Raw genomic sequence first — 20,745 nt, forward strand, 5'->3', positions numbered from 1 at the left:
TCGCTGCGCAGGATTGTGTTTCCTGCCGTTGTGGTGGCTGTATCTGTCCAGAGTGTCGAACAGGGCCTGAAACGCGGCGTTGATGGTGTTTGGCTTGTTGGAAGCCCACCCGGATCGCATGGCCACCGAGGGCGGAGCGGTAACCGCATGGTCGTCGGTGGGCGATCTTAGCAGTGTATGGCGGCAAGCCGATCCAGTCCTGCGCCCCTCGCTGACGGATGGCTGGGTTGGTATGGGTGGCAACTCACGAACGGAGTTAGCCGTCGGCACCAATACGGCCATCACCATTGCCGCCCGATTGTTTCAGTCGATAATGGCATCAATCAGCCGATTGTGGCGTCGTCAGCGTCGTATTGCCGCGCGTGGTGGCGAGCCGCTGGCGTTTTGATCCGCGTCGGCTCGACTGCGGGTCAGCGGTCGTTTCCGCCGGCGCCGTAGCCGGTCGGTGTTGTTCTGGTAATCTCAGGGGCGTGAGTATCGGTCCATGTCGGAGGTCGATCCGAGAACTGGACCACAGACTTGAAGACGCATGGGATGGGCAACTTGATCATCGGCGGCGAGGCGAATCCCACAAACAACCATCTGGCCTATAATCGCATCGGCGTCTGGAAATCCGCGCTGATAGGCGATCACCTGATGACGGCGTGTCGGGGCCTGACCGGCAGCAGAACTGGACCACTTAAATGCATGTTCAAGAGTTAGTTTCACAAAAACGTCTGCTGCAACTATTCGTGTCAAACTGTGTAAAAATCTGTGTCACGCTACACTCGTCTAGCATGTTCCCGTTCAAGCCGTGTCGCGCTGTGGGAGGGGAGTGTAGGAAGAATTTTCCCGGTCGCGGAAATGATACCATCTTTTCAGCGGTTTGCAAAGATGGTGTGGCGGAGGAGGTGGGATTCGAACCCACGGAGGACTTTCACCCTCGTCGGTTTTCAAGACCGGTGCATTAAACCACTCTGCCACTCCTCCGACCTGCGCGGCTTATACGGTTGCGCGGGCCGTGACAAGTATGTGTCAGCGGCGGATGCTGATTGTGTTGGCGGCGCCCATGATTTCCACGGCGGTGATGCGCGACAACTGCACATGGCTCAGCGATTGGGCCACGGTGATCGTGTCGGTGGCCGGGGTGGCGGGCAGGGTGGGCGTGCCTTCCGCAGGGGGCAGGGCGACAAAACGCAGGCGCAGCACGCCGTCGGCGTCGGGCGCCATGCGGCCACCGGGTTGCGGCGCGGCGGTCACCAAGGCGGCATTGGAATAGCCTTTGACCGGCGCGAAACCCTGCACGACCAAGAGCCGCCCCTCGGTCGAGGGTTGCCACCTTGCGGCCAGCACCTGCGGCACACCGGGGCGACGGTCGGATTGGTCACGATAGCCGCCTTCGGGCGCCAGCGTTTGCGGCGCGGTGCTGCGGCTGCCCCACCAGCCCAGCGGGTTCCAGCCGCTGTCCCCCATCCGGCCACAGCCCGACAACGCGGTCGCAGCAATCAGCATCAGCGGCAAAATCGGTCGGGTCATGCGGGCCTCCTGTCGTTGTCTCTGTGTTAGGGCAAAGTCGCGGCGCGGAAAAGCCTCTTTGACCTTTGGGGCGGTGCGGGTTACCCAAAGCCGACAGATCAGGAGACACCGATGGCAACCCCCGCATTCGAAGATATTGCCGAAACCTTTGAATTTCTGGACGATTGGGAAGATCGTTACCGCCATGTCATCGAATTGGGCAAGGCCATGCCGGGGATGGATCCGGCCTTGCAGGTTCCCGCGACCAAGGTGGACGGCTGCGCCAGTCAGGTCTGGATCATGCCGGCGATTGACGGCGGACGGTTCGATTTCCACGGCGACAGCGACGCGCTGATCGTGCGCGGGCTGATCGCGGTGCTGCATGCGCTGTATTCCGGGCTGCCGGTGGCCGAGGTCGCGCAGGTGGACGCGCAGGCGGAATTGGCGCGGCTGGGGCTGGACGAACATCTGTCGTCGCAGCGGTCCAACGGCGTGCGCGCAATGATCGGGCGGATCAGGCTGCTGGCCGCCGACGCAAGCTGATCCAGCCGCCGCCCAGGATTCGCGTGCCTTCGGGGGCGTAGAATACGCAGGCTTGGCCGGGGCTGACGCCTTCTTCGGCGGTCAGTAATTCCACCTCGGCCCGGCGGCCGGGCAGGGGGCGCAGAATGGCCGGGCGCGGCGGGCGCGTGGACCGGATGCGCACATTCACCGGGATTTCGCCGTCGAACGGTTCATCGCCCAGCCAGTTCACATCGGACACGGGAACAATCGTCGTGGCCAGTGCCGATTTCGGCCCCACGATCACCTGCCGCGCATCCGGGTCCAGCCGCACAACATAAAGCGGGTCGCCCAAGCCGCCGATTCCCAAACCGCGCCGCTGCCCGATGGTATAGTGAATCACGCCGCGATGCTGGCCCAGAACCGTGCCGTTCATGTCCACAATATCGCCGGGATCCGCCGCGCCGGGGCGCAGTTTTTCAATCACAGCTGCGTAATCGCCATTGGGGACAAAGCAAATATCCTGACTGTCGGGCTTGTCCGCCACGCCCAGCCCATATTCCGCCGCCAATGCGCGGGTTTCGGCTTTGCTGGCCAGATGACCCAACGGAAAGCGCAGGAAATCCAGCTGTTCCTGCGTGGTGGAGAACAGGAAATAGCTTTGATCCCGCGCGGGGTCCGCCGCCATATGCAGCTCGGCCCGCTGATCGCCCATTTTGCGCTGAATATAATGCCCGGTCGCCATGCAATCGGCATCCAGATCGCGCGCGGTTTCCAGCAAATCGCGGAATTTCACCCGTTCATTGCAGCGGATGCAGGGAACCGGCGTCGCCCCCGCCAGATACGCATCGGCAAATTCATCAATCACCGATTCGCGGAATTTGTTTTCGTAATCAAGGACGTAATGCGGAAACCCCATCCGTTCCGCCACGCGCCGCGCGTCGTGAATATCTTGCCCCGCGCAGCAGGCGCCCTTTTTCGCCAAGGCCGCGCCGTGGTCATACAACTGCAACGTCACGCCGATGACATCATAGCCCTGCGCCTTCAGCTGCGCGGCCACGACGGAACTGTCCACCCCGCCCGACATGGCCACAACCACACGGGTGTCGCCCGGACTTTTGGCAAAGCCAAGGCTGTTCAATTCATCGGTTCGCGCTGTGTTCTGACTGGTCATGGGGCCTCTGTGGCGGGGATTCGCACCTGTGGCAAGCCCCGGAATAGATCAAAATATAGGTAAATGCTGTGTATTCTCAAGCTGACAGAGGGCGAAAAAACGGGTTGGACTAACCGGGAATTAAACTTCGGACGCTAAGCACAGATGAACAACGAAGGAGAGCTTGATGTTCGTGAAAAAAATCACCGGTCCCCGCACGGTTACGCTGGATGACGGCAGCATTTTGTCCATGGCCGACCTGCCGCACAGCGCAACCCGTTGGGTTGCCAGCCGAAAAGAGGTCGTCGTTAAGGCCGTGAATCACGGTCTGGTGTCGCGCAACGATGCCTTGGAACGCTACGGCCTGTCCGAAGAAGAATTCGACAGCTGGTGCATGGCGGTGCAACGGCATGGAAAATCTGCGTTAAAGGTCACGGCGCTGCAACGCTATAGACAACTTTAGGTTGAATTTTGTTAAAATTTTGGCGAAAGTAACGTCTTGTTAACTCATTTGGTTCATTCTGTTCTGAACGCGACGAATCGAGGGCTTAGAACAAATGCGTATCCTTCTGGTTGAAGACGACGCCAACACCGCGCGGGCGATCGAATTGATGCTGACCGCGGCCAATTTCAATGTATTTCTCACCGATATGGGGGAAGAAGGAATTGATCTGGCCAAGCTGTATGATTACGACCTGATCCTGTTGGATCTGGACCTGCCCGACATGCACGGGATGGAGGTTTTGCGCCATCTGCGGCTGGCGCGGATCGACACGCCCATTCTGATCCTGACCGGATCGGACGACACCGAAAGCAAATTGCGTGGTTTCGGCTTCGGCGCGGATGATTACATGACCAAACCCTTTAACCGCGATGAATTGCAGGCCCGGATTCAGGCCATCATCCGCCGGTCCAAAGGGCATAGCCAGTCGATCATCCACACCGGCGACATCACCGTCAATCTGGATGCGCGGTCGGTTCTGGTGCGCGGGAAACCGGTAAATCTGACGGGCAAGGAATATCAGATCCTTGAACTGCTCAGCATGCGCAAAGGCACGACCCTGACCAAAGAAATGTTCCTGAACCATCTTTACGGCGGCATGGATGAACCGGAACTGAAAATCATCGACGTGTTCATTTGCAAATTGCGCAAAAAACTGGCCGAGGCCTTGGGCTTTGACAGTCCCATCGAAACGGTCTGGGGGCGCGGCTATGTCCTGCGCGACATCATCCCCATGAACGAAGAACGCATGGCCGTGGGCGCCTGACGATCTGCGGTTCTGTGGCGGGGGTGCTGGACGCCGCGCGCGGCTTACGGCACAACCGCGCCGAACAGGGCAGAATGCCGGGGGCGCGATGACACAGGATAAGATGACGCAGGCCGCGGATGATATTGCGGAACTGTCGGCGCAGATTGCGGCGGCGAATCTGGCCTATCACACCCATGACGCGCCGATCATGTCGGACGCCGATTATGACGCGATCAAGGCCCGCCTGACCGCGTTAGAGGCGGAATTTCCCGCCCTGATCGCTCCGGACAGTCCTACCGGGCAGGTCGGCGCCGCCCCGGCCGAAGGTTTCGGTAAGGTTACCCATGCGCAGCGGATGCTGTCGCTGGAAAACGCGTTCACGGAAACGGATGTGACCGATTTCGCCGCGCGGATCCGCAGCTTTTTGGGTCTGGCCGCCGACGCGCCTTTGGACATGACGGCGGAACCGAAAATCGACGGGCTGTCGCTGTCGCTGCGCTATGAACGCGGCGAATTGGTGCAGGCGGCAACCCGTGGCGACGGCAGTATCGGCGAAAACGTCACCGTGAACGCCCGCACGATTGCGGATATTCCCCAAACCCTGACCGGCGCACCCGATATTCTGGAAATCCGGGGCGAGGTTTACATGGCGCATGACGATTTCGCCCGGCTGAACACGGGCGAGGGGCGCGTTTTCGCCAACCCGCGCAACGCCGCCGCCGGATCGCTGCGCCAGATTGACCCGGCGGTCACGGCGTCCCGCCCACTGCGCTTTTTCGCCTATGGCTGGGGGCAGGTCAGCGAACCGCTGGCTGCAACGCAATTCGACGCGGTGCAGCGGTTTCAGGAATTTGGTTTTCAGATCAATCCGTTAATGCGGCTGTGCCATTCTGCCACCGATCTGATCGCGACATGGGCCAGCATTGAACAGCAACGCGCGACGTTGGGTTATGACATCGACGGCGTGGTGTATAAGGTCAATGATCTGGGCTGGCAGGCGCGGTTGGGGTTCCGATCTACGACGCCCCGCTGGGCGATTGCGCATAAATTCCCCGCGGAATTGGCCTGGACCCGGCTGGACCGGATCGAAATTCAGGTCGGCCGCACCGGCGCGCTGTCTCCGGTTGCGCGGCTGGACCCGGTGACGGTCGGCGGGGTCGTCGTGTCGAACGCGACCCTGCATAACGAAGATTACATCGCCGGGCGCGACAGCAACGGCGCGGCGATCCGCGACGGTCGCGATATTCGCGCCGGCGATTGGGTGCAGATCTACCGCGCGGGCGATGTGATCCCGAAAATCGCGGATGTTGACCTGACACGACGACCGGCGGACAGCGCGGCCTTTGTCTTTCCCGATCACTGCCCCGATTGCGGGTCGGAGGCGATCCGCGAACCGGGCGATTCGGTGCGGCGCTGCACAGGTGGCATGATTTGCCCCGCGCAGGCCGTTGAAAAACTGAAACATTTCGTCGGGCGCGCGGCTTTTGACATCGACGGTCTGGGTGCCAAACAGATCGAGATGTTTTTTGCCGACGACACCCTGCCCATCCGCGAACCCGCCGATATTTTCACGCTGGCCGCGCGCGATGCCACCAATCTGGCCCGCCTGAAAAACCGCGATGGCTTTGGCGACCGGTCGGTGGAAAAGCTGTTCGCCGCCATCGACACGCGCCGGACGATCCCGCTGGCGCGTCTGATCTTTGCACTGGGCATCCGCCATGTCGGTGAGGTCGCCGCGACCATATTGGCGCGACATTTCCATAACTGGGACGCGCTGTTAACCGCGATTGACGCGGCGGCGCAGGAACCGGCCTTTGTCGCGTCTGACGACAAAACACGCCGCGCCGCGCTGCCCGACAGTCCGCATTGGGCCGAATTAACCGGCATTGACGGCATCGGTGCGGTGCTGGTGACATCACTGGTGACGACATTCGCGCAACCCATCGAACGCGCCGGGATCGACCGGCTGACCCGCCAGTTAACCATTCTGCCGGATGAAGGGCGCACGGCGCAACAGACCGAAATCACAGGGAAAACGCTGGTGTTCACCGGCACGCTGGAGAAAATGACGCGGGCCGAGGCGAAGGCGCGGGCCGAAGCCATGGGCGCCAAGGTTGCGGGCTCGGTCAGTGCCAAAACCGATTTGTTGATCGCGGGACCGGGGGCCGGGTCCAAAGCGACCAAGGCCGCGCAACTGGGCGTGACCGTGATTGACGAAGATGAATGGCTGCGGATCGCCAATGACAGCGCCTAAGGGGCGGCCGCCCGCGTTATTTCCGCTGTTTGCAGGCATCGAAACCTTGCCCGGAATCGGACCCAAGGGCCGGGCGGCGCTGTCGCAGATGGGCGTCGATCTGCCGCGCGATCTGGTGCTGACCCTGCCGGTGAATGGCGTCACGCGGCGGCGGATCGACCGCATTTCGGACGCGCAAGCACCTGAAATTGTGACGATTTCGGTCACGGTCACGCGCCATCACCCGCCCGCCGCTAAGGGCCGCCCTTGGCGCGTGCATTGCAGCGACGGGGTAGGGGATGTGACGCTGGTGTTTTTTCACCCGCGCCGCGATTGGATCGAACAGCAATTGCCCGTCGGCGCGCGCCGCATCATCAGCGGCAAGATCGAACTGTTCGACGGGCTGGCGCAGATCGTCCATCCCGACCACATTTTGCGCGACACCGACCCAGCCCCCGCTGGGTTCGAGGCGATGTATCCGCTCTCTGCCGGGTTGACGCAGCGGGTGATGACGCGGGCGGCGCAGGCGGCGTTAACGCGCCTGCCCGAAGTGGATGAATGGATCGACCCGCAACTGATGGCCGAACGCGGGTGGCCGGGCTTTGTCGATGCGTTGCATCAGGCGCATACCCCTGATTCGCCACGCGATTTATCGCCCGATCATCCGGCGCGCGCGCGTTTGGCCTATGACGAATTTTTGGCGCATCAGATGACGCTGGCACTGGTTCGGCGCGACAAAAAGCGGGCCAAGGGTCGCGCAAGCCCCGGTGATGGTCGCCTGCGCCGCGCGGTTTTGGACCGTTTGCCATGGCCTCCGACGGGGGCGCAAAGGCGCGCGGTCGCGGAAATTGCCGCCGATATGGCCAGCGACACACGCATGAATCGCCTGTTGCAGGGGGATGTGGGCGCGGGAAAAACGCTGGTCGCGTTTCTGGCGGCCTTGGTCGCCGTCGAATCGGGCGGGCAGGCGGTGCTGATGGCACCGACCGAAATTCTGGCCCGCCAACATGCGCGCGCGCTGCAACCGCTGGCGCAGGCGGCGGGGGTTCGGCTGGTCGCATTAACCGGTCGGGACAAAGGCGAGGCGCGGGCGCAGATCCTGACCGGCTTGGCCGGGGGCGAGGTCGACGTGCTGGTCGGCACCCATGCCGTTTTCCAAAAAGACGTTGAATTTCATGATCTTCGTCTGGCAATTATCGACGAACAGCATCGGTTTGGCGTGGCCCAGCGGTTAGAGCTGTCGGCCAAGGGCGCGGCGCCGCCCGATATGTTAATCATGACCGCAACCCCGATCCCGCGATCGCTGGCGTTAACCCAATATGGCGATCTGGACCTGTCGGTGTTGGACGAAAAACCGCCCGGACGCCAGCCGATCACCACCGTGATGATCAGCGACGAACGGCTGGATCAGGTTACGGCGCGGCTGGGCGCGGCCTTGGCGGAGGGGGCGCGCGCCTATTGGGTCTGCCCCTTGGTGGACGAAAGCGAGGTCAGCGATCTGACCGCGGCCGAGGCGCGGTTTACCACGTTGCGCGCGCAGTTTGGCGATGCGGTTCGGCTGGTTCACGGTCAAATGCCCGCCGATCAACGCGATGCCGCAATGGCCGATTTCGCGTCGGGGCGCGCGCAGATTCTGGTCGCAACCACGGTGATCGAGGTCGGCGTGGATGTGCCAGAGGCCACGATCATGGTGATCGAACGCGCCGAAAGTTTCGGTCTGGCGCAGTTGCATCAGCTGCGCGGGCGGGTGGGGCGCGGGGCCGGAGCCTCGACCTGTGTGTTACTGTATCACGCGCCGTTGAACGACACCGGCGCGCAGCGGTTAACCACCTTGCGCGACACCGAGGACGGTTTCCGCATCGCCGAGGTTGATCTGGCCATGCGCGGCGCCGGGGATGTGATCGGCACCGCACAATCGGGTGTGCCGCGATTTCGCATCGCGGATTTGGAACATCAGCCGGGGCTGATGGCGGTCGCGCGGCAGGATGCGCGGGCATTATTGGATCGCGATCCGGGGCTGGAAACGCAACGGGGGCAGGCTGTTCGCATGTTGATGTGGATGATGGGCCAAGATCAAGCCATCAAATTGATACAAATTGGTTAAACTTGTTCCTAAATTGTTCTTTACAAAGGGGCGCGAATCATGGAACAAAGGGGCAACAAGAGGAGATTGCCCATGACCCGCGACCTGATCACTGATGTTCTTGGCCTGACCGCTGTTGGCCTGACCACCACGGTTGTCCTGTGGTTGCCCGCCTTTTTCGGCGTCTGAGTTTACTGCCCGCATTGCGACGGCGCCCACGCCTGTGCGCCAATTGTCCCGGTCGCAATGCGTAACTTGGCCAATCTTTTGGGGTTGGCCCTTTTATTCCGATGCGGCTTGGTCAATGGCGGCCAATGTCGCGTCCCATGCCAGCAGGATTGACGGATGTCGGTTCGGATAATCGCGGGCGGGTAACAATGCCTCGGCCGCGTCAAAGGGGGCGGCGGGTGCTGCGGCGTCGGATGTCAGCATCGCGACCAATTGGTCGCGCGCCGTTGCGATGTCGTCGCGGGTGCAGCCTAGGACGGCTCTGCCCAGAACCGCCGCCGATGCCTGACCTAAGGCGCAGGCGCGGACCTCTTGCGCGAAATCGGCGATGCGGTTGCCGTTCATGCGCAAGGTGACGGTGACCGATGATCCGCATTGCGGTGACCGCCGCATGGCATGACCGTCGCAGGGATCCAGCCGGCCCTGATGCGGAATCGCCGTGGTCAGCGCCAGAATACGGCGGGAATAAAGCTGCATCAGGTCGCTGTCGGCCATCGGTTCTTTCCTGTGGCGGGGCTGCGGATTAGATAGGGGGGCAGTCAGCGAAAGGAAACCCGATGTTTGATCCCGCCAGCCTTAAATATGACGCAAACGGGCTGATCCCGGCCATTGCGCAGGACGCCGATACGGGCGAGGTGCTGATGATGGCGTGGATGAACGCGCAGGCGGTCGCGCAAACGCTGGAGACCGGGCGCGTCACCTATTGGTCGCGGTCGCGGCAATCCTTTTGGGTCAAAGGTGAAAGTTCCGGCCATATTCAGGAATTGGTCGAATTGCGCGTCGATTGCGACCGCGATTGCCTGCTGGCCGTGCTGCGTCAAACCGGGCCAGCCTGTCACACCAACCGACGCAGTTGTTTTTACACGGCGATTCGTGGCGGGGCCGAGATTGTGATTATGGAGCCGCAGTAAGTCCGACCATCCGGCGAATATCGTCGGGCGTCGCGCCGTCCTGCCGATATTGGCGGATCGCGCGGGCATCATCGCGTTTGGCCAGCCTTTTGCCCGCATCATCGCGGATCAGGGCGTGGTGATGATAGGCGGGCATCGGCAGATTCAACAGGCGTTGCAGCAGAATATGAATAAAGGTTGAATCAAACAGGTCTTTCCCGCGCGTGACCAATGTCACCCCCTGCGCGGCGTCATCAACCACGACCGCCAGATGATAGCTGGTGCCCATCCCCCGCCGCGACAGGATGACATCTCCGATCCTGTCCCGGAATTGATCGCGGGTCAATTCGCTGGGCAAGGCCATGCCGCGATCCTGAAACCCGATCCGGTCGATCTGCATCGCATCAAAGGCGCGCCCGACATCCAGCCGGATCACATCATCTGGGTCAGCCTTATCCATCCGACGCCCGCGACAAGTGCCGGGATAGATCAGTCCATCGGGGCCGGCGGGCAACGCGCCTTCTTGCGGCGCGGACAAGGCCGCCCGAATATCGCCGCGACGGCAGCGGCAGGGATAGGTTAACGGCGCCAGCCGCCGCAGCGCCGCCCGGTATTCGGCCATCCGGTCGGATTGCCGCATGACCGGACGCGGCCAGTTTAACCCCAGCCAGGTTAAATCTTCGTAAATCGCGTCCTCGAATTCCGGTGTGCAGCGGTCGCAGTCAATATCTTCGATCCGCAGGTGAAACGCGCCGGATTGTGCCGCGATCAGGGCCGAATAGGCGTGGCCCAGATGCAACAACCCGGTGGGTGACGGCGCGAATCGCGTTACTGCGCGGCCAGCCATGCCGTGAAATCCGCCTTGGCCCGGTCGGTATAGGCGGGGTAACGATCCTTGCGCCCGCGCCGCCCGCCGCGCACATCATCCAAAGGTGGGAACAGGCCGAAATTAACGTTCATCGGCTGAAACGTCTTGGCATCCGCGCCGCCGGTGATGTGGTTCACCAAGGCGCCCATGGCCGTGGTATAAGGCGGCGGGGCCAAATCGCCGCCGCGCGCCTGCGCCGCCGCCATCCGACCGGCCAACAGCCCCATGGCCGCGCTTTCGACGTAGCCTTCGACCCCCGTCACCTGTCCGGCGAATCGCAGATTTGGGCGCAGCCGCAACCGCATCCGATCATCCAGCAAAGTGGGCGAGTTCAGGAAACTGTTGCGGTGAATCCCGCCCAGCCGGGCAAAGCTGGCATTGTGCAGGCCGGGGATCATCCGAAACACCTGCGTCTGCGCTCCATATTTCATCTTAGTCTGGAAACCAACGATATTATACAGTGTTCCCAATGCGTTATCACGTCGCAGCTGCACCACGGCATAGGCTTTTTCATCGGGTTTATGCGCATTGGTCAGACCAACCGGCTTCATCGGGCCGTGGCGCAGGGTTTCACGGCCGCGTTCGGCCATTACCTCGATCGGCAGGCAACCGTCGAAATAACCAGCGGTTTCGCCTTCGTGAAATTCGGTTTTGTCGGCGGCCAGCAGCGCGTCGATGAAGGCTTCGTATTCGTCGCGCGTCATCGGGCAATTGATATAAGCGCGGCGTTCAGCCTCGGTCTCGCCCTTGTCATAGCGGCTTTGTTCCCACGCCACCGACATATCAATGGTTTCGGCGTGAACAATGGGCGCAATCGCATCGAAAAAGGCCAGCGATTCGGTGCCGGTCACCCCACGGATCGCATGGGCCAGCTTGTCCGAGGTCAGCGGCCCCGTCGCCACGATCCAGTTTCCATCACTGGGCAAGTCACTGATTTCGCCGGGAACAATGTCGATCAGCGGATCCGCCCGCAGCGCATCGGTGACCGCGCCCGAAAACGCGTCGCGATCCACGGCAAGCGCGCCACCCGCCGGCAAACGGTGCCGGTCGGCCATGGCCATGATCAACCCATCCGCCGCGCGCATTTCCCAATGCAGCAGCCCAACGGCGTTCATCACATCATCATCGGACCGGAAACTGTTCGAGCACACCATTTCCGCACAATCGCCGGTGCGATGCGCAAATGTTTCCACAGCGGGGCGCATTTCGTGCAAAACCACCGGGACGCCCGCCCGAGCCACCTGCCAAGCGGCCTCGGACCCGGCCAGACCGGCGCCAATGATGTGAACGGGTTCCATGCGATCCTCCTGCGGGGCAGATTAGCGAAACTTAGATAAATTGAAAGGGCGGCACCAACGGCACCGCCCCCTGTTTGCACAGCATTTGAATCAAATGCTGATTATTCGGCCGCGGCTTCGCCTTCGGCTTCTTCGTCATCGCTGGACCGCAGCGCCGAGGGGGCAGCGATGTTGGCGATCACAAAGTTGCGGTCGATGGTCGGCTTGGCGCCGGCGGGCAGTTTCACATCGCCAATGTGAATGGTGTCGCCGACATTCAGACCTTCCAGATCAACGGTGATGTGATCGGGAATGTCGCCAGCGGTGACGACCAGCTCAACCTCGGCGCGGACGGTGACCAGAGTGCCACCACGCTTCAGGCCGGGGCATTTGTCATGGTTCACAAATTCAACCGGGATGAACAGGTTCACTTTCGACGTGCGGCGCAGGCGCATAAAGTCGATGTGGATCGGCAGATCCTTCACAACGTCCTTTTGCACGGCGCGGCAGATCACGCGAACGTCGTCCTGACCGTCCACTTTCAGGTTCCACAGGGTGGACATGAAGCGGCCTGCGCGCAGTTGCGTCAGCAGCTTGTTGAATTCAAACGCGACGGCGACGGGTTCTTTGTTGTCACCATACACGATACCGGGCACCTTGCCTTCGCGGCGAGCTTGGCGGGCGGCCCCCTTGCCTGTCCCCGCGCGTGCCTCGGCCACCAGATCCGGGATCTCTTTGGCCATAGTCATATTCCTTAATCAGTTATGTGATGCCGTCACCCTCCAAGGGTGCGTGACGACAGGCGGCGCGTATACGCCAGCAGACGCGTTTTGTAAAGCCGTTTTATCTTCTGTGGCTAAATATCCCGGAGTGAGACGGATCAGGAAAAGGTCCAGTGGACCTTTTCCCCGTCGAACGCCTGCCCACCAGTTGGCAGGCTGGGGGGGCTGGCGCCCGGTCTCACCCCATCAGGCACCGTATTCGTTCAAAAACCCCTGCGGCACCAGCACGTTATGCGGGCCAACCTGATGAATGTCGCGTTCGCCGCACAGGGCCATGCTGACATCCAGTTCTTTGCGGATGACCTCAAGCGCGCGGGTCACGCCGGCCTCGCCCATGGCACCCAGACCGTGGATAAAGGCGCGCCCGATCCAGGTGGCATCCGCGCCCAGCGACAGCGCCTTCAGCACGTCCTGACCCGACCGGATGCCGCTGTCCATGTGAATTTCCACCTGATCGCCAACGGCTTGCACGATATGGGGCAGCATACGAATTGACGACAGCGCGCCATCCAATTGCCGCCCGCCGTGATTCGAAACAACAATCGCGTCAGCCCCGAAATCGGCGGCAATGCGGGCGTCTTCGGGGTCCAGCACGCCTTTCAGGATCAGCTTGCCGCCCCACATATCGCGGATGCGGGCGATTTTGTCCCAATCCAGCCGTTCATCGAACTGATCCGCGATCCAGCTCATCAGGGATGATGTGTCGCCGACCTCTTTCACATGGCCCACGATATTGCCAAAGCCGCGGCGTTTGGTTTGCAGCATCCCCATGCCCCACCGCCATTTGGTCGCCAGATCCAGCAGGACAGGCAGAGTCAGTTTCGGTGGCGCGGACAGGCCGTTTTTCAGATCCTTATGCCGCTGACCCAGGATTTGCAGATCCAGCGTCAGAACCAAGGCGCTGCAATTGGCGCGTTTGGCGCGTTCGATGATGGCGGCCAGAAAATCCTGATCCTTCATCACATACAGCTGAAACATAAAGGGTTTTGTCGTCGCCGCCGCCACATCCTCGATCGAACAGATGGACATGGTGGACAGGGCAAAGGGAACGCCGAACTTTTCCGCCGCGCGGGCGGCGTGGATTTCGCCATCGGCGTGCTGCATCCCTGTCAGGCCAACCGGGGCCAGACCGACCGGCATCGTCACCGGCAGACCCACCATTTCGGATGTCAGATTGCGGTTCGACATATCAACCGCCACCTTTTGTCGCAGCTTCAGCTGCGCAAAGTCGGTCGTGTTTTCACGAAAGGTTTGTTCGGTGTAACTGCCCGATTCGGCATAATCATAAAACATCCGTGGCGTGCGCGCATGATGCAGTCGTTTCAGATCCTCGATGCAGGTAATGACGGGCATTGTCGGCCTTCTCCCTAATGACGGGGGAACTGTAACAATGCCGGTGGCGCGCTGCAATCAGCGGCGCGCGGCTTGCATCCGGGCGCGGGTGGCGGGATCAATGACCGGGCCGCGCAGACGATCCGCCCGCGCCCGCACCGCATCCGCGCGCGATGTCGCCGCCGCCACAACCGGCGCGGGATCGGCGGCGGCAGGGCGCGCATGGACCGGCACGACCGGCGCGGCCAGCACCTGATCGGTGGGCAGCAGCGCCGGATAGTCGCCGCGATCCGCGCAACCGGCCAAAATCAGAATAATGATCACAGCATATCTCATGCGGCGCAGATTACGGCGGCGCGCGGGGTTGGGCAACGGGCTTTCCCTTGGCGCGCGGGCGACCTACAAGGTGGCATGGCACGCACCCAAGGATCACGCGCCGATATTACCGGCCCTCTGCTTCGTGACGAAGCCCGTCGCCTGTTCGCGCGACAGGGCTATGCGGCGGTGTCGATGCGCCAGATTGCGGCGGCCGTGGGGGTGCAGGCGGGGGCGCTCTATGCCTATATCCCTGATAAACAGGCGCTTTTGTTCGATCTGTTGGCCAGCCATATGCAGCACCTGCTGGCAGAATGGCGCGACGATGCGGACGCCGACCCGCTGGCGCGGCTGGAACGGTTCGTGCGCTTTCACATCGGGTTCAGTCTGGATCATTCCGACGCGGTGTTCCTGTCCTATATGGAGCTGCGGAACCTGACCCCCGACCATTTCGCGGTGATCGCGGAATTGCGCGGGCGCTATGAATCGGCACTGGAAACGATCTTGCGCGACGGAGCGGCGGCGGGGGTCATGCGGTTTGACGACCCCAAATTAACCACGCTGGCGCTGATCGCGATGCTGACCGGGGTCACGAACTGGTATCGCGAAGGCGGACGTCTGGACCGCGCGCGGATCGGAGACATTTACTGGGGTCTTGCGCGCGGCGCGGTTGGGGCGCATTGACCGCCGCTTCTTCTGTGCCCAAATACTCACTGACGCACCCCATCCACCGAAACGACGCCTGATTATGTCCCTGCCGCCCGGATTTCTTGACGATTTGCGCAACCGCATCCCGATCAGCCGGGTGATCGGGCGCAAAGTCGTGTGGGATTTGCGCAAATCCAATCAGGCCAAGGGCGATTGGTGGGCGCCATGCCCGTTCCATCAGGAAAAATCAGCCAGCTTTCACTGCGACGACCAAAAGGGCTTTTATTACTGCTTTGGCTGCCACGCCAAAGGCGACGCTCTGACATTTCTGCGCGAATCGGACGGGCTAAGCTTTATCGAAGCGGTCAAGGTTCTGGCGTCCGAGGCGGGCGTTCAGATGCCCGAACCCGACCCGCGCGCGCAGGCCAAAACCGATCACCGCACCCGTCTGTTCGACGTGACCGAGGCGTCAGTTCGCTGGTTTCGCCTGCAATTGCAGACCGCTGCGGCGGCGGATGCGCGCGATTATCTGGCGCGGCGGGGCTTGGATGCGGATGCCTTGGATCAGTTCGACATCGGCTTCGCGCCCGATGCCCGCCATGCGCTGACCGGTGCGCTGCGGGAAAAAGGGTTTGACGAAAAGCTGATCGTTGAATCGGGGATGTCGGCGCGTCCCGATCAAGGCGCGCCTTATGACCGGTTTCGCGGGCGGATCATGTTTCCGATCCGTGACGGGCAGGGGCGCTGCATCGGGTTCGGAGGCCGCGCCATGGACCCGAACGCGCGCGCGAAATACCTCAACAGCCCCGAAACCCCGTTGTTTGATAAGGGCCGCAATCTTTATAACCTTGCCCCCGCCCGCAGCGCCGTGGCCAAAGGCCAGCCCCTGATCGTGGCCGAGGGCTATATGGACGTGATCGCCCTGTCGCGTGCGGGTTTTGGCGGCGCGGTCGCCCCCCTTGGCACCGCGATCACCGAAGATCAGTTGCGCCTGATGTGGCGGATTTCGCCCGAACCGGTGATTGCCTTGGACGGGGACGCGGCGGGGCAACGCGCGGCGCAGCGGCTGATTGATCTGGCGTTGCCGCTGACCGGGCCGGGGCAGGCGCTGCGGTTCGTGATGCTGCCCGCCGGTCAGGATCCCGACGATCTGATCAAGGCTGCCGGGCCGGGGGCCATGGCCGCGCTGCTGGCGGCGGCGCGCCCGCTGGTCGATCTGCTGTTTGCCCGCGAAACCGAAGGTCAGGTGTTCGACAGCCCCGAACGCAAAGCGGCACTGGATAAACGTCTGGCCGATGCCGTTGCGCGCATCCCGGATGAGGTGACGCGTCAGCACTATACCCGCGAAATTCGTGGCAAAGTCTGGGAATTGTTCGGCGCGCAGCGTCAGGGTCGCGGGGCAGGGGCGCGGCGCACGCCGACGCCCGCGCTGCATGTTCCCGTTCCCGAATCGCCCGATTTCGTGCTGGAAGGCGCGGTTTTGCTGATCTGCGCGCTGCGTCCGGCGGTGATTGCGCAGGTGGATACGCGGCTGGAACGGCTGATCCCGCGCGACGGCGACCGGGCCGCGTTGCTGCATGATTTGCTGACCGGGGGGCAATGCGCGGCGGGCGAACGCTGCCTTGAAACGCTGCGCTGTGATGCCCATCTCAGCCTCACCCCCGCCCTGATTTCGCAACAAACCGATGATGCCGCCGCCGCGATGTTGATTAACCTTTTGGACCGGCTCGAAGCGCAGCGTGCCGCGCAAGCCGAATTGGCGCGGGCCGAGGCGGAAATTCAGGGCGAAACCGACGAAGGGCTGACCTGGCGCCTGCGTCAGACCAGCCGCGCCCGGCACCGCGCCGAGCGTCCCGATATGGAAGACACCGGCGATCTGGACGAAGACCGTGGCGCGCTGCTGTCGCAACTGTCCGACTGGCTGGACGGGGAAATCTGGCGCAAACCGCCGCGACGCTAGGGGCCGAATCACCGGCAGGGTGCGACGAATCACCCGCCGGTTTGGGCCTTTGACTCGGCCCTTTATCGGGCTAGAAACGTAAAAATTCTGTCGTGATTCGGGCGATTCGCGAATCACTTCACGCAAGCTAAGGACCGAAAATGGCCGCCAAGGACGACGAACAGGATAAAGCCGACCGCGACGACAGCGCCCATTCGCTGGATATGAGCCAGGCGGCCGTCAAGAAAATGATCGCCGAGGCGCGCGAACGCGGCTACATCACCTATGATCAGCTGAACACCGTCCTGCCGCCCGAACAGGTCAGCAGCGAACAGATCGAAGATGTGATGTCGATGCTGTCCGAAATGGGCGTGAACGTCGTCGAAGACGAGGACGAAGCCGAAGAATCCGAAGGCGGCGCCGTCGCCACTACCGGATCCGGGTCGCGTGAAATCGCCGTTGCGACCGCCGAAACCGAAAAACTGGACCGCACCGACGACCCCGTTCGCATGTATCTGCGCGAAATGGGCAGCGTTGAATTGCTGTCGCGCGAAGGCGAAATCGCCATTGCCAAACGGATCGAGGCCGGCCGCAACACCATGATCGCGGGCCTGTGCGAAAGCCCGCTGACGTTCAAGGCCATCACCCTCTGGCGCGAAGAATTGCTGGACGAAGAAATCCTTCTGCGCGACGTGATCGACTTGGAAACCACCTTCGGTCAGTCGATGGATGGCGAAGAAGGCGATGAAGATGTCGATGTTCTGACCGCCGATTCGGACGCCGCCGCCCCCGCCCAGAAACGCGAAGAATTCGACGCCGACGGCAACCCGCTGCGGTCCGATGACGACGAAGACGACGACGAAGGCGCGAATCTGTCGCTGGCCGCTATGGAAGCCAGCCTGAAACCCAAGGTTCTGGAAACGCTCGAAGCCATTGCCCGCGATTATGAATTGCTGGCCGATATGCAAGATCAGCGCATGTCGGCAACGCTGAACGAAGATAACAGTTTCTCGGCAGCGGCTGAAATCAAATATCAAAAACTGCGCAGCGAAATTGTGGTTCTGGTCAATTCACTGCACCTGAATAATGGCCGGATTGAGGCTTTGGTGGACCAGCTCTATGGGATTAACCGTCGGATTGTGACGATTGATTCCGGCATGGTTAAACTGGCCGACGCCGCGCGGATTAATCGCCGTGAATTTATTGACGCCTATCGCGGTGCGGAATTGGACCCGACCTGGGTTGACCGCATGTCGCAAAATGCGGGCCGTGGGTGGCAGGCTTTGTTTGACCGTTCGCGCGATCAGGTTGAAAAACTGCGCGGCGATATGGCCGAAGTCGGCCAATATGTCGGCGTTGACATCGAAGAATTCCGCCGCATTGTGTCCCAAGTGCAGCGCGGCGAAAAAGAGGCGCGTCAGGCCAAAAAAGAAATGGTCGAGGCGAACCTGCGTCTGGTCATCAGCATCGCCAAAAAATACACCAATCGCGGTCTGCAATTCCTTGATCTTATTCAAGAAGGCAATATCGGCCTGATGAAAGCGGTCGATAAATTCGAATATCGTCGTGGTTATAAATTCAGCACCTATGCGACGTGGTGGATTCGTCAGGCGATTACCCGCAGTATTGCCGATCAGGCCCGCACTATTCGGATTCCGGTGCATATGATCGAAACGATCAATAAATTGGTCCGCACCGGCCGCCAAATGCTGCACGAAATTGGCCGCGAACCGACGCCCGAAGAATTGGCCGAAAAACTGCAAATGCCGCTGGAAAAGGTTCGCAAGGTGATGAAAATCGCCAAAGAGCCCATCAGCCTTGAAACGCCAATCGGTGACGAAGAAGACAGCCAATTGGGCGATTTTATCGAAGATAAAAACGCCGTTTTGCCGCTGGATTCCGCTATTCAGGAAAATCTGAAAGAAACCACCACTCGGGTATTGGCCAGTTTAACCGCGCGCGAAGAACGCGTTTTGCGGATGCGGTTTGGTATTGGCATGAATACCGACCACACTCTGGAAGAAGTCGGCCAGCAATTCAGCGTGACCCGCGAACGTATTCGCCAGATCGAGGCAAAGGCGTTGCGGAAATTGAAGCACCCGTCGCGGTCGCGGAAACTGCGGTCGTTCCTCGATCAGTAAAATTTTACGCAGATTCGGCCTTGCGGTTGTGGGGTAAAATGTGAACATTGCGCGTATTGGATAAGGACGCGCAATGTCACCTTTTGACGCTTCATTCGTGGGGGCTTGGTTTGCTGATCTGGCTGTGGTGCAGATCGGATTGATCTGTGCCGCTGTTGTTGCGTTTGTTTTTGCGGTTTTGTATTGGCGCGCGTCTGCGGGTGCGCGATCTTCCGATGATACGCTGCGTCAGGCCGAATTGCGCATCAGCCAATTGGAAACGCGGGCCGAGGGTGGGCAGGCGCGACTGGCTGAATTGGTCGAGGAACGCGACGCTCTGAACGACGCCCTGCATCTGGCGCGACAGCAAAACGGCACGCTGGAAACCCGGCTTGCGGAAACGCGGCTGGCGGCCGACAAAGACCGCGAATCCGCCGCGCGTGATGTTGAGACTCTGCGTGACTTGCGCGCGGAAATGACCACGCATTTCAAGGCGTTATCATCGGAAACTCTGCGTGTTCAGGGTGGTGATCTGCAAAAGGCGCAGAGCGATCAATTAAACGCCCTGCTGACGCCATTCCGCGATCAGGTGCATCGGTTCCAGACAGAATTGCAAAGCCGAAACAAAGTCTTGGACGAAGAAGGTGCGCGACTGCGCGAACAAATCCTGTCGCTGCATCAAAGGTCCGAAGAAATCTCGCGCGAGGCGGTCAATCTGACCCGCGCCTTAAAGGGCGAAAAGCAACGTCAGGGCGCTTGGGGCGAAATGGTTCTGGAACGTCTGCTTGAGGAATCGGGACTGATCGCCGGCACGCATTACGACCTGCAATCCAGTTGGCGCGATGAGGCAGGCAAGATGTGGCGCCCCGATGTCGTGGTGAAAATGCCCCGCGAAAAGGTGCTGGTGATCGACAGTAAGGTGTCGCTGAATGACTATGAATTCAGCGTAAATTGCGATGATCCCGAACAGGCGCAGGCGGGGCTGCGCCGGCATGTCGCGGCTATGCGCAACCATATCAACACCTTGGCCGACAAAGGCTATCACCGGATTGACGATGCGTCGGTTGATTATGTGCTGATGTTCATTCCAATCGAAGGTGCGTTTTCCGAAGCTCTGCGCGCCGATCCGGAACTGGCGCATTTCGCTATGGAACGTCGCATCGGTCTGACTACCCCCACCACGTTGATGCTGACCCTGCGCACGGTTGATCACATCTGGTCGGTTGAACGCCGCGAAAGCAACGCAATGGCGATCGCCAGCCGTGCGGGGCAACTCTATGACAAGGTTGCCGGTTTCGTGGATTCGATGGAGGGGGTTGGCAAAGCCTTGGATCAGGCAGGGCGCGCGCATAGTCAGGCCATGGACCGGCTGAGCCGCGGCAGCGGCAATGTGATCCGGCAGGTGGAAATGTTGCGGGAACTGGGGGCGCGGACCAATAAACAGATCAACATGGACCATGACGCGGACGAAGCACCGGCCTTGTCATCCGATCACCCTGCCGAATAACGATCAGCGCGACTTTCCCGCCACAGGTGCAGCACCGCGCATTTTGTATCCTGTGGATAGTCCTACCCAAGCCCTGCCAAGACGCCTATAGTTCATGGGGATTATTGATGGATGGGGACAACCGA

General features: G+C 61.1%; 19 protein-coding genes and 1 tRNA gene. 11 read left to right on the forward strand and 9 right to left on the reverse strand.

Translation table 11 applies throughout. From position 1 onward, the window contains the following. Positions 1–82 precede the first annotated feature (82 nt). Positions 83–388, forward strand: a complete 306-nt coding sequence (locus Q4G20_RS08740; protein WP_303343050.1) for a hypothetical protein — start codon at positions 83–85, stop codon at positions 386–388. A gap of 491 nt (positions 389–879) precedes the next feature. Here Q4G20_RS08740 and Q4G20_RS08745 read toward each other — a convergent pair. After that, a tRNA-Ser gene (locus tag Q4G20_RS08745) sits at positions 880–969 on the reverse strand. 45 nt (positions 970–1,014) lie between these two features. Further along, a complete protein-coding gene (locus Q4G20_RS08750) occupies positions 1,015–1,515 on the reverse strand; it encodes a hypothetical protein (protein ID WP_303343052.1) in 501 nt (166 codons plus the stop codon). A gap of 111 nt (positions 1,516–1,626) precedes the next feature. Between Q4G20_RS08750 and Q4G20_RS08755 the strand changes: the two genes are divergently transcribed. After that, a complete protein-coding gene (locus Q4G20_RS08755; protein WP_303343053.1) occupies positions 1,627–2,037 on the forward strand; it encodes a SufE family protein in 411 nt (136 codons plus the stop codon). Here the strand turns inward: Q4G20_RS08755 and mnmA are convergent. Then, positions 2,009–3,169 (reverse strand): tRNA 2-thiouridine(34) synthase MnmA, encoded by a 1,161-nt coding sequence (gene mnmA, locus Q4G20_RS08760; RefSeq protein ID WP_303343054.1) that lies wholly within the window; start codon positions 3,167–3,169, stop codon positions 2,009–2,011. The two genes, Q4G20_RS08755 and mnmA, sit on opposite strands and share 29 nt — an antisense overlap. Before the next feature lie 166 nt (positions 3,170–3,335). On the opposite strand from mnmA, the gene Q4G20_RS08765 reads away from it, so the two are divergent. The 4 genes from Q4G20_RS08765 (at position 3,336) to recG (ending at position 8,735) form a co-directional block, all read left to right on the forward strand. Then, positions 3,336–3,611, forward strand: coding sequence for a DUF1153 domain-containing protein (locus Q4G20_RS08765; protein ID WP_303343055.1), 276 nt, complete (start codon positions 3,336–3,338; stop codon positions 3,609–3,611). A 94-nt stretch (positions 3,612–3,705) separates the two neighbouring features. Continuing rightward, positions 3,706–4,416, forward strand: a complete 711-nt coding sequence (ctrA, locus tag Q4G20_RS08770; RefSeq protein WP_303343056.1) for a response regulator transcription factor CtrA — start codon at positions 3,706–3,708, stop codon at positions 4,414–4,416. A 103-nt stretch (positions 4,417–4,519) separates the two neighbouring features. Then, positions 4,520–6,652 (forward strand): NAD-dependent DNA ligase LigA, encoded by a 2,133-nt coding sequence (ligA, locus tag Q4G20_RS08775; protein ID WP_303343057.1) that lies wholly within the window; start codon positions 4,520–4,522, stop codon positions 6,650–6,652. After that, on the forward strand, positions 6,639–8,735 hold the full coding sequence (recG, locus tag Q4G20_RS08780) for an ATP-dependent DNA helicase RecG (protein WP_303343058.1): 2,097 nt from the start codon (positions 6,639–6,641) through the stop codon (positions 8,733–8,735). Before ligA ends, recG begins: the two co-directional genes overlap by 14 nt. 261 nt (positions 8,736–8,996) lie before the next feature. Here recG and Q4G20_RS08785 read toward each other — a convergent pair whose 3' ends face one another. Continuing rightward, positions 8,997–9,437 carry an iron-sulfur cluster assembly scaffold protein gene (locus tag Q4G20_RS08785; protein ID WP_303343059.1) on the reverse strand — a complete coding sequence of 147 codons (441 nt, stop codon included), beginning with the start codon at positions 9,435–9,437 and terminating at the stop codon, positions 8,997–8,999. A 62-nt stretch (positions 9,438–9,499) separates the two neighbouring features. Here Q4G20_RS08785 and hisI point away from each other — a divergent pair, with 62 nt between their 5' ends. Then, the gene (hisI, locus tag Q4G20_RS08790; RefSeq protein ID WP_303343060.1) at positions 9,500–9,853 is read left to right on the forward strand and encodes a phosphoribosyl-AMP cyclohydrolase; all 354 of its coding nucleotides are present in this window, start codon (positions 9,500–9,502) and stop codon (positions 9,851–9,853) included. Here hisI and gluQRS read toward each other — a convergent pair. The 5 genes from gluQRS to Q4G20_RS08815 all read right to left on the reverse strand — a co-directional run bounded on the left by gluQRS (position 9,837) and on the right by Q4G20_RS08815 (position 14,415). Then, entirely contained in the window at positions 9,837–10,679 is an 843-nt protein-coding gene (gene gluQRS, locus Q4G20_RS08795; protein WP_303343061.1) for a tRNA glutamyl-Q(34) synthetase GluQRS, read from the reverse strand. The genes hisI and gluQRS overlap by 17 nt on opposite strands. Then, entirely contained in the window at positions 10,661–11,998 is a 1,338-nt protein-coding gene (gene trmFO / locus Q4G20_RS08800) for a methylenetetrahydrofolate--tRNA-(uracil(54)-C(5))-methyltransferase (FADH(2)-oxidizing) TrmFO (RefSeq protein WP_303343062.1), read from the reverse strand. The genes gluQRS and trmFO overlap by 19 nt, the downstream gene beginning before the upstream one ends. A gap of 101 nt (positions 11,999–12,099) precedes the next feature. Continuing rightward, positions 12,100–12,720, reverse strand: coding sequence for a 50S ribosomal protein L25/general stress protein Ctc (locus tag Q4G20_RS08805; RefSeq protein ID WP_303343063.1), 621 nt, complete (start codon positions 12,718–12,720; stop codon positions 12,100–12,102). A 225-nt stretch (positions 12,721–12,945) separates the two neighbouring features. Then, complete coding sequence (locus tag Q4G20_RS08810) at positions 12,946–14,112, reverse strand: alpha-hydroxy acid oxidase (RefSeq protein ID WP_303343064.1); 1,167 nt, start codon at positions 14,110–14,112, stop codon at positions 12,946–12,948. A gap of 57 nt (positions 14,113–14,169) precedes the next feature. Continuing rightward, the gene (locus Q4G20_RS08815) at positions 14,170–14,415 is read right to left on the reverse strand and encodes a hypothetical protein (RefSeq protein WP_303343065.1); all 246 of its coding nucleotides are present in this window, start codon (positions 14,413–14,415) and stop codon (positions 14,170–14,172) included. Positions 14,416–14,502: 87 nt separating this feature from the next. Between Q4G20_RS08815 and Q4G20_RS08820 the strand changes: the two genes are divergently transcribed. The 4 genes from Q4G20_RS08820 (at position 14,503) to Q4G20_RS08835 (ending at position 20,620) form a co-directional block, all read left to right on the forward strand. After that, complete coding sequence (locus tag Q4G20_RS08820; protein WP_303343067.1) at positions 14,503–15,090, forward strand: TetR/AcrR family transcriptional regulator; 588 nt, start codon at positions 14,503–14,505, stop codon at positions 15,088–15,090. A gap of 64 nt (positions 15,091–15,154) precedes the next feature. Continuing rightward, positions 15,155–17,014, forward strand: a complete 1,860-nt coding sequence (dnaG, locus tag Q4G20_RS08825; RefSeq protein WP_303343068.1) for a DNA primase — start codon at positions 15,155–15,157, stop codon at positions 17,012–17,014. Positions 17,015–17,154: 140 nt separating this feature from the next. Beyond that, positions 17,155–19,134 (forward strand): RNA polymerase sigma factor RpoD, encoded by a 1,980-nt coding sequence (gene rpoD, locus Q4G20_RS08830; RefSeq protein ID WP_303343070.1) that lies wholly within the window; start codon positions 17,155–17,157, stop codon positions 19,132–19,134. A 73-nt stretch (positions 19,135–19,207) separates the two neighbouring features. After that, on the forward strand, positions 19,208–20,620 hold the full coding sequence (locus Q4G20_RS08835; protein WP_303343071.1) for a DNA recombination protein RmuC: 1,413 nt from the start codon (positions 19,208–19,210) through the stop codon (positions 20,618–20,620). Positions 20,621–20,745 lie beyond the last annotated feature (125 nt).

The sequence above is a fragment of the Paracoccus sp. (in: a-proteobacteria) genome, from assembly GCF_030538495.1.
In the GTDB taxonomy this organism is placed as follows: domain Bacteria; phylum Pseudomonadota; class Alphaproteobacteria; order Rhodobacterales; family Rhodobacteraceae; genus Paracoccus.

Excerpts from the sequence above, each read along its gene's own strand:
- Q4G20_RS08740 (WP_303343050.1), top strand. The coding sequence starts at position 83 with ATGGTGTTTGGCTTGTTGGAAGCCCACCCGGATCGCATGGCCACCGAG.
- Q4G20_RS08750 (WP_303343052.1), bottom strand. The coding sequence starts at position 1,515 with ATGACCCGACCGATTTTGCCGCTGATGCTGATTGCTGCGACCGCGTTG.
- Q4G20_RS08755 (WP_303343053.1), top strand. The coding sequence starts at position 1,627 with ATGGCAACCCCCGCATTCGAAGATATTGCCGAAACCTTTGAATTTCTG.
- mnmA (WP_303343054.1), bottom strand. The coding sequence starts at position 3,169 with ATGACCAGTCAGAACACAGCGCGAACCGATGAATTGAACAGCCTTGGC.
- Q4G20_RS08765 (WP_303343055.1), top strand. The coding sequence starts at position 3,336 with ATGTTCGTGAAAAAAATCACCGGTCCCCGCACGGTTACGCTGGATGAC.
- ctrA (WP_303343056.1), top strand. The coding sequence starts at position 3,706 with ATGCGTATCCTTCTGGTTGAAGACGACGCCAACACCGCGCGGGCGATC.
- ligA (WP_303343057.1), top strand. The coding sequence starts at position 4,520 with ATGACGCAGGCCGCGGATGATATTGCGGAACTGTCGGCGCAGATTGCG.
- recG (WP_303343058.1), top strand. The coding sequence starts at position 6,639 with ATGACAGCGCCTAAGGGGCGGCCGCCCGCGTTATTTCCGCTGTTTGCA.
- Q4G20_RS08785 (WP_303343059.1), bottom strand. The coding sequence starts at position 9,437 with ATGGCCGACAGCGACCTGATGCAGCTTTATTCCCGCCGTATTCTGGCG.
- hisI (WP_303343060.1), top strand. The coding sequence starts at position 9,500 with ATGTTTGATCCCGCCAGCCTTAAATATGACGCAAACGGGCTGATCCCG.
- gluQRS (WP_303343061.1), bottom strand. The coding sequence starts at position 10,679 with ATGGCTGGCCGCGCAGTAACGCGATTCGCGCCGTCACCCACCGGGTTG.
- trmFO (WP_303343062.1), bottom strand. The coding sequence starts at position 11,998 with ATGGAACCCGTTCACATCATTGGCGCCGGTCTGGCCGGGTCCGAGGCC.
- Q4G20_RS08805 (WP_303343063.1), bottom strand. The coding sequence starts at position 12,720 with ATGGCCAAAGAGATCCCGGATCTGGTGGCCGAGGCACGCGCGGGGACA.
- Q4G20_RS08810 (WP_303343064.1), bottom strand. The coding sequence starts at position 14,112 with ATGCCCGTCATTACCTGCATCGAGGATCTGAAACGACTGCATCATGCG.
- Q4G20_RS08820 (WP_303343067.1), top strand. The coding sequence starts at position 14,503 with ATGGCACGCACCCAAGGATCACGCGCCGATATTACCGGCCCTCTGCTT.
- dnaG (WP_303343068.1), top strand. The coding sequence starts at position 15,155 with ATGTCCCTGCCGCCCGGATTTCTTGACGATTTGCGCAACCGCATCCCG.
- rpoD (WP_303343070.1), top strand. The coding sequence starts at position 17,155 with ATGGCCGCCAAGGACGACGAACAGGATAAAGCCGACCGCGACGACAGC.
- Q4G20_RS08835 (WP_303343071.1), top strand. The coding sequence starts at position 19,208 with ATGTCACCTTTTGACGCTTCATTCGTGGGGGCTTGGTTTGCTGATCTG.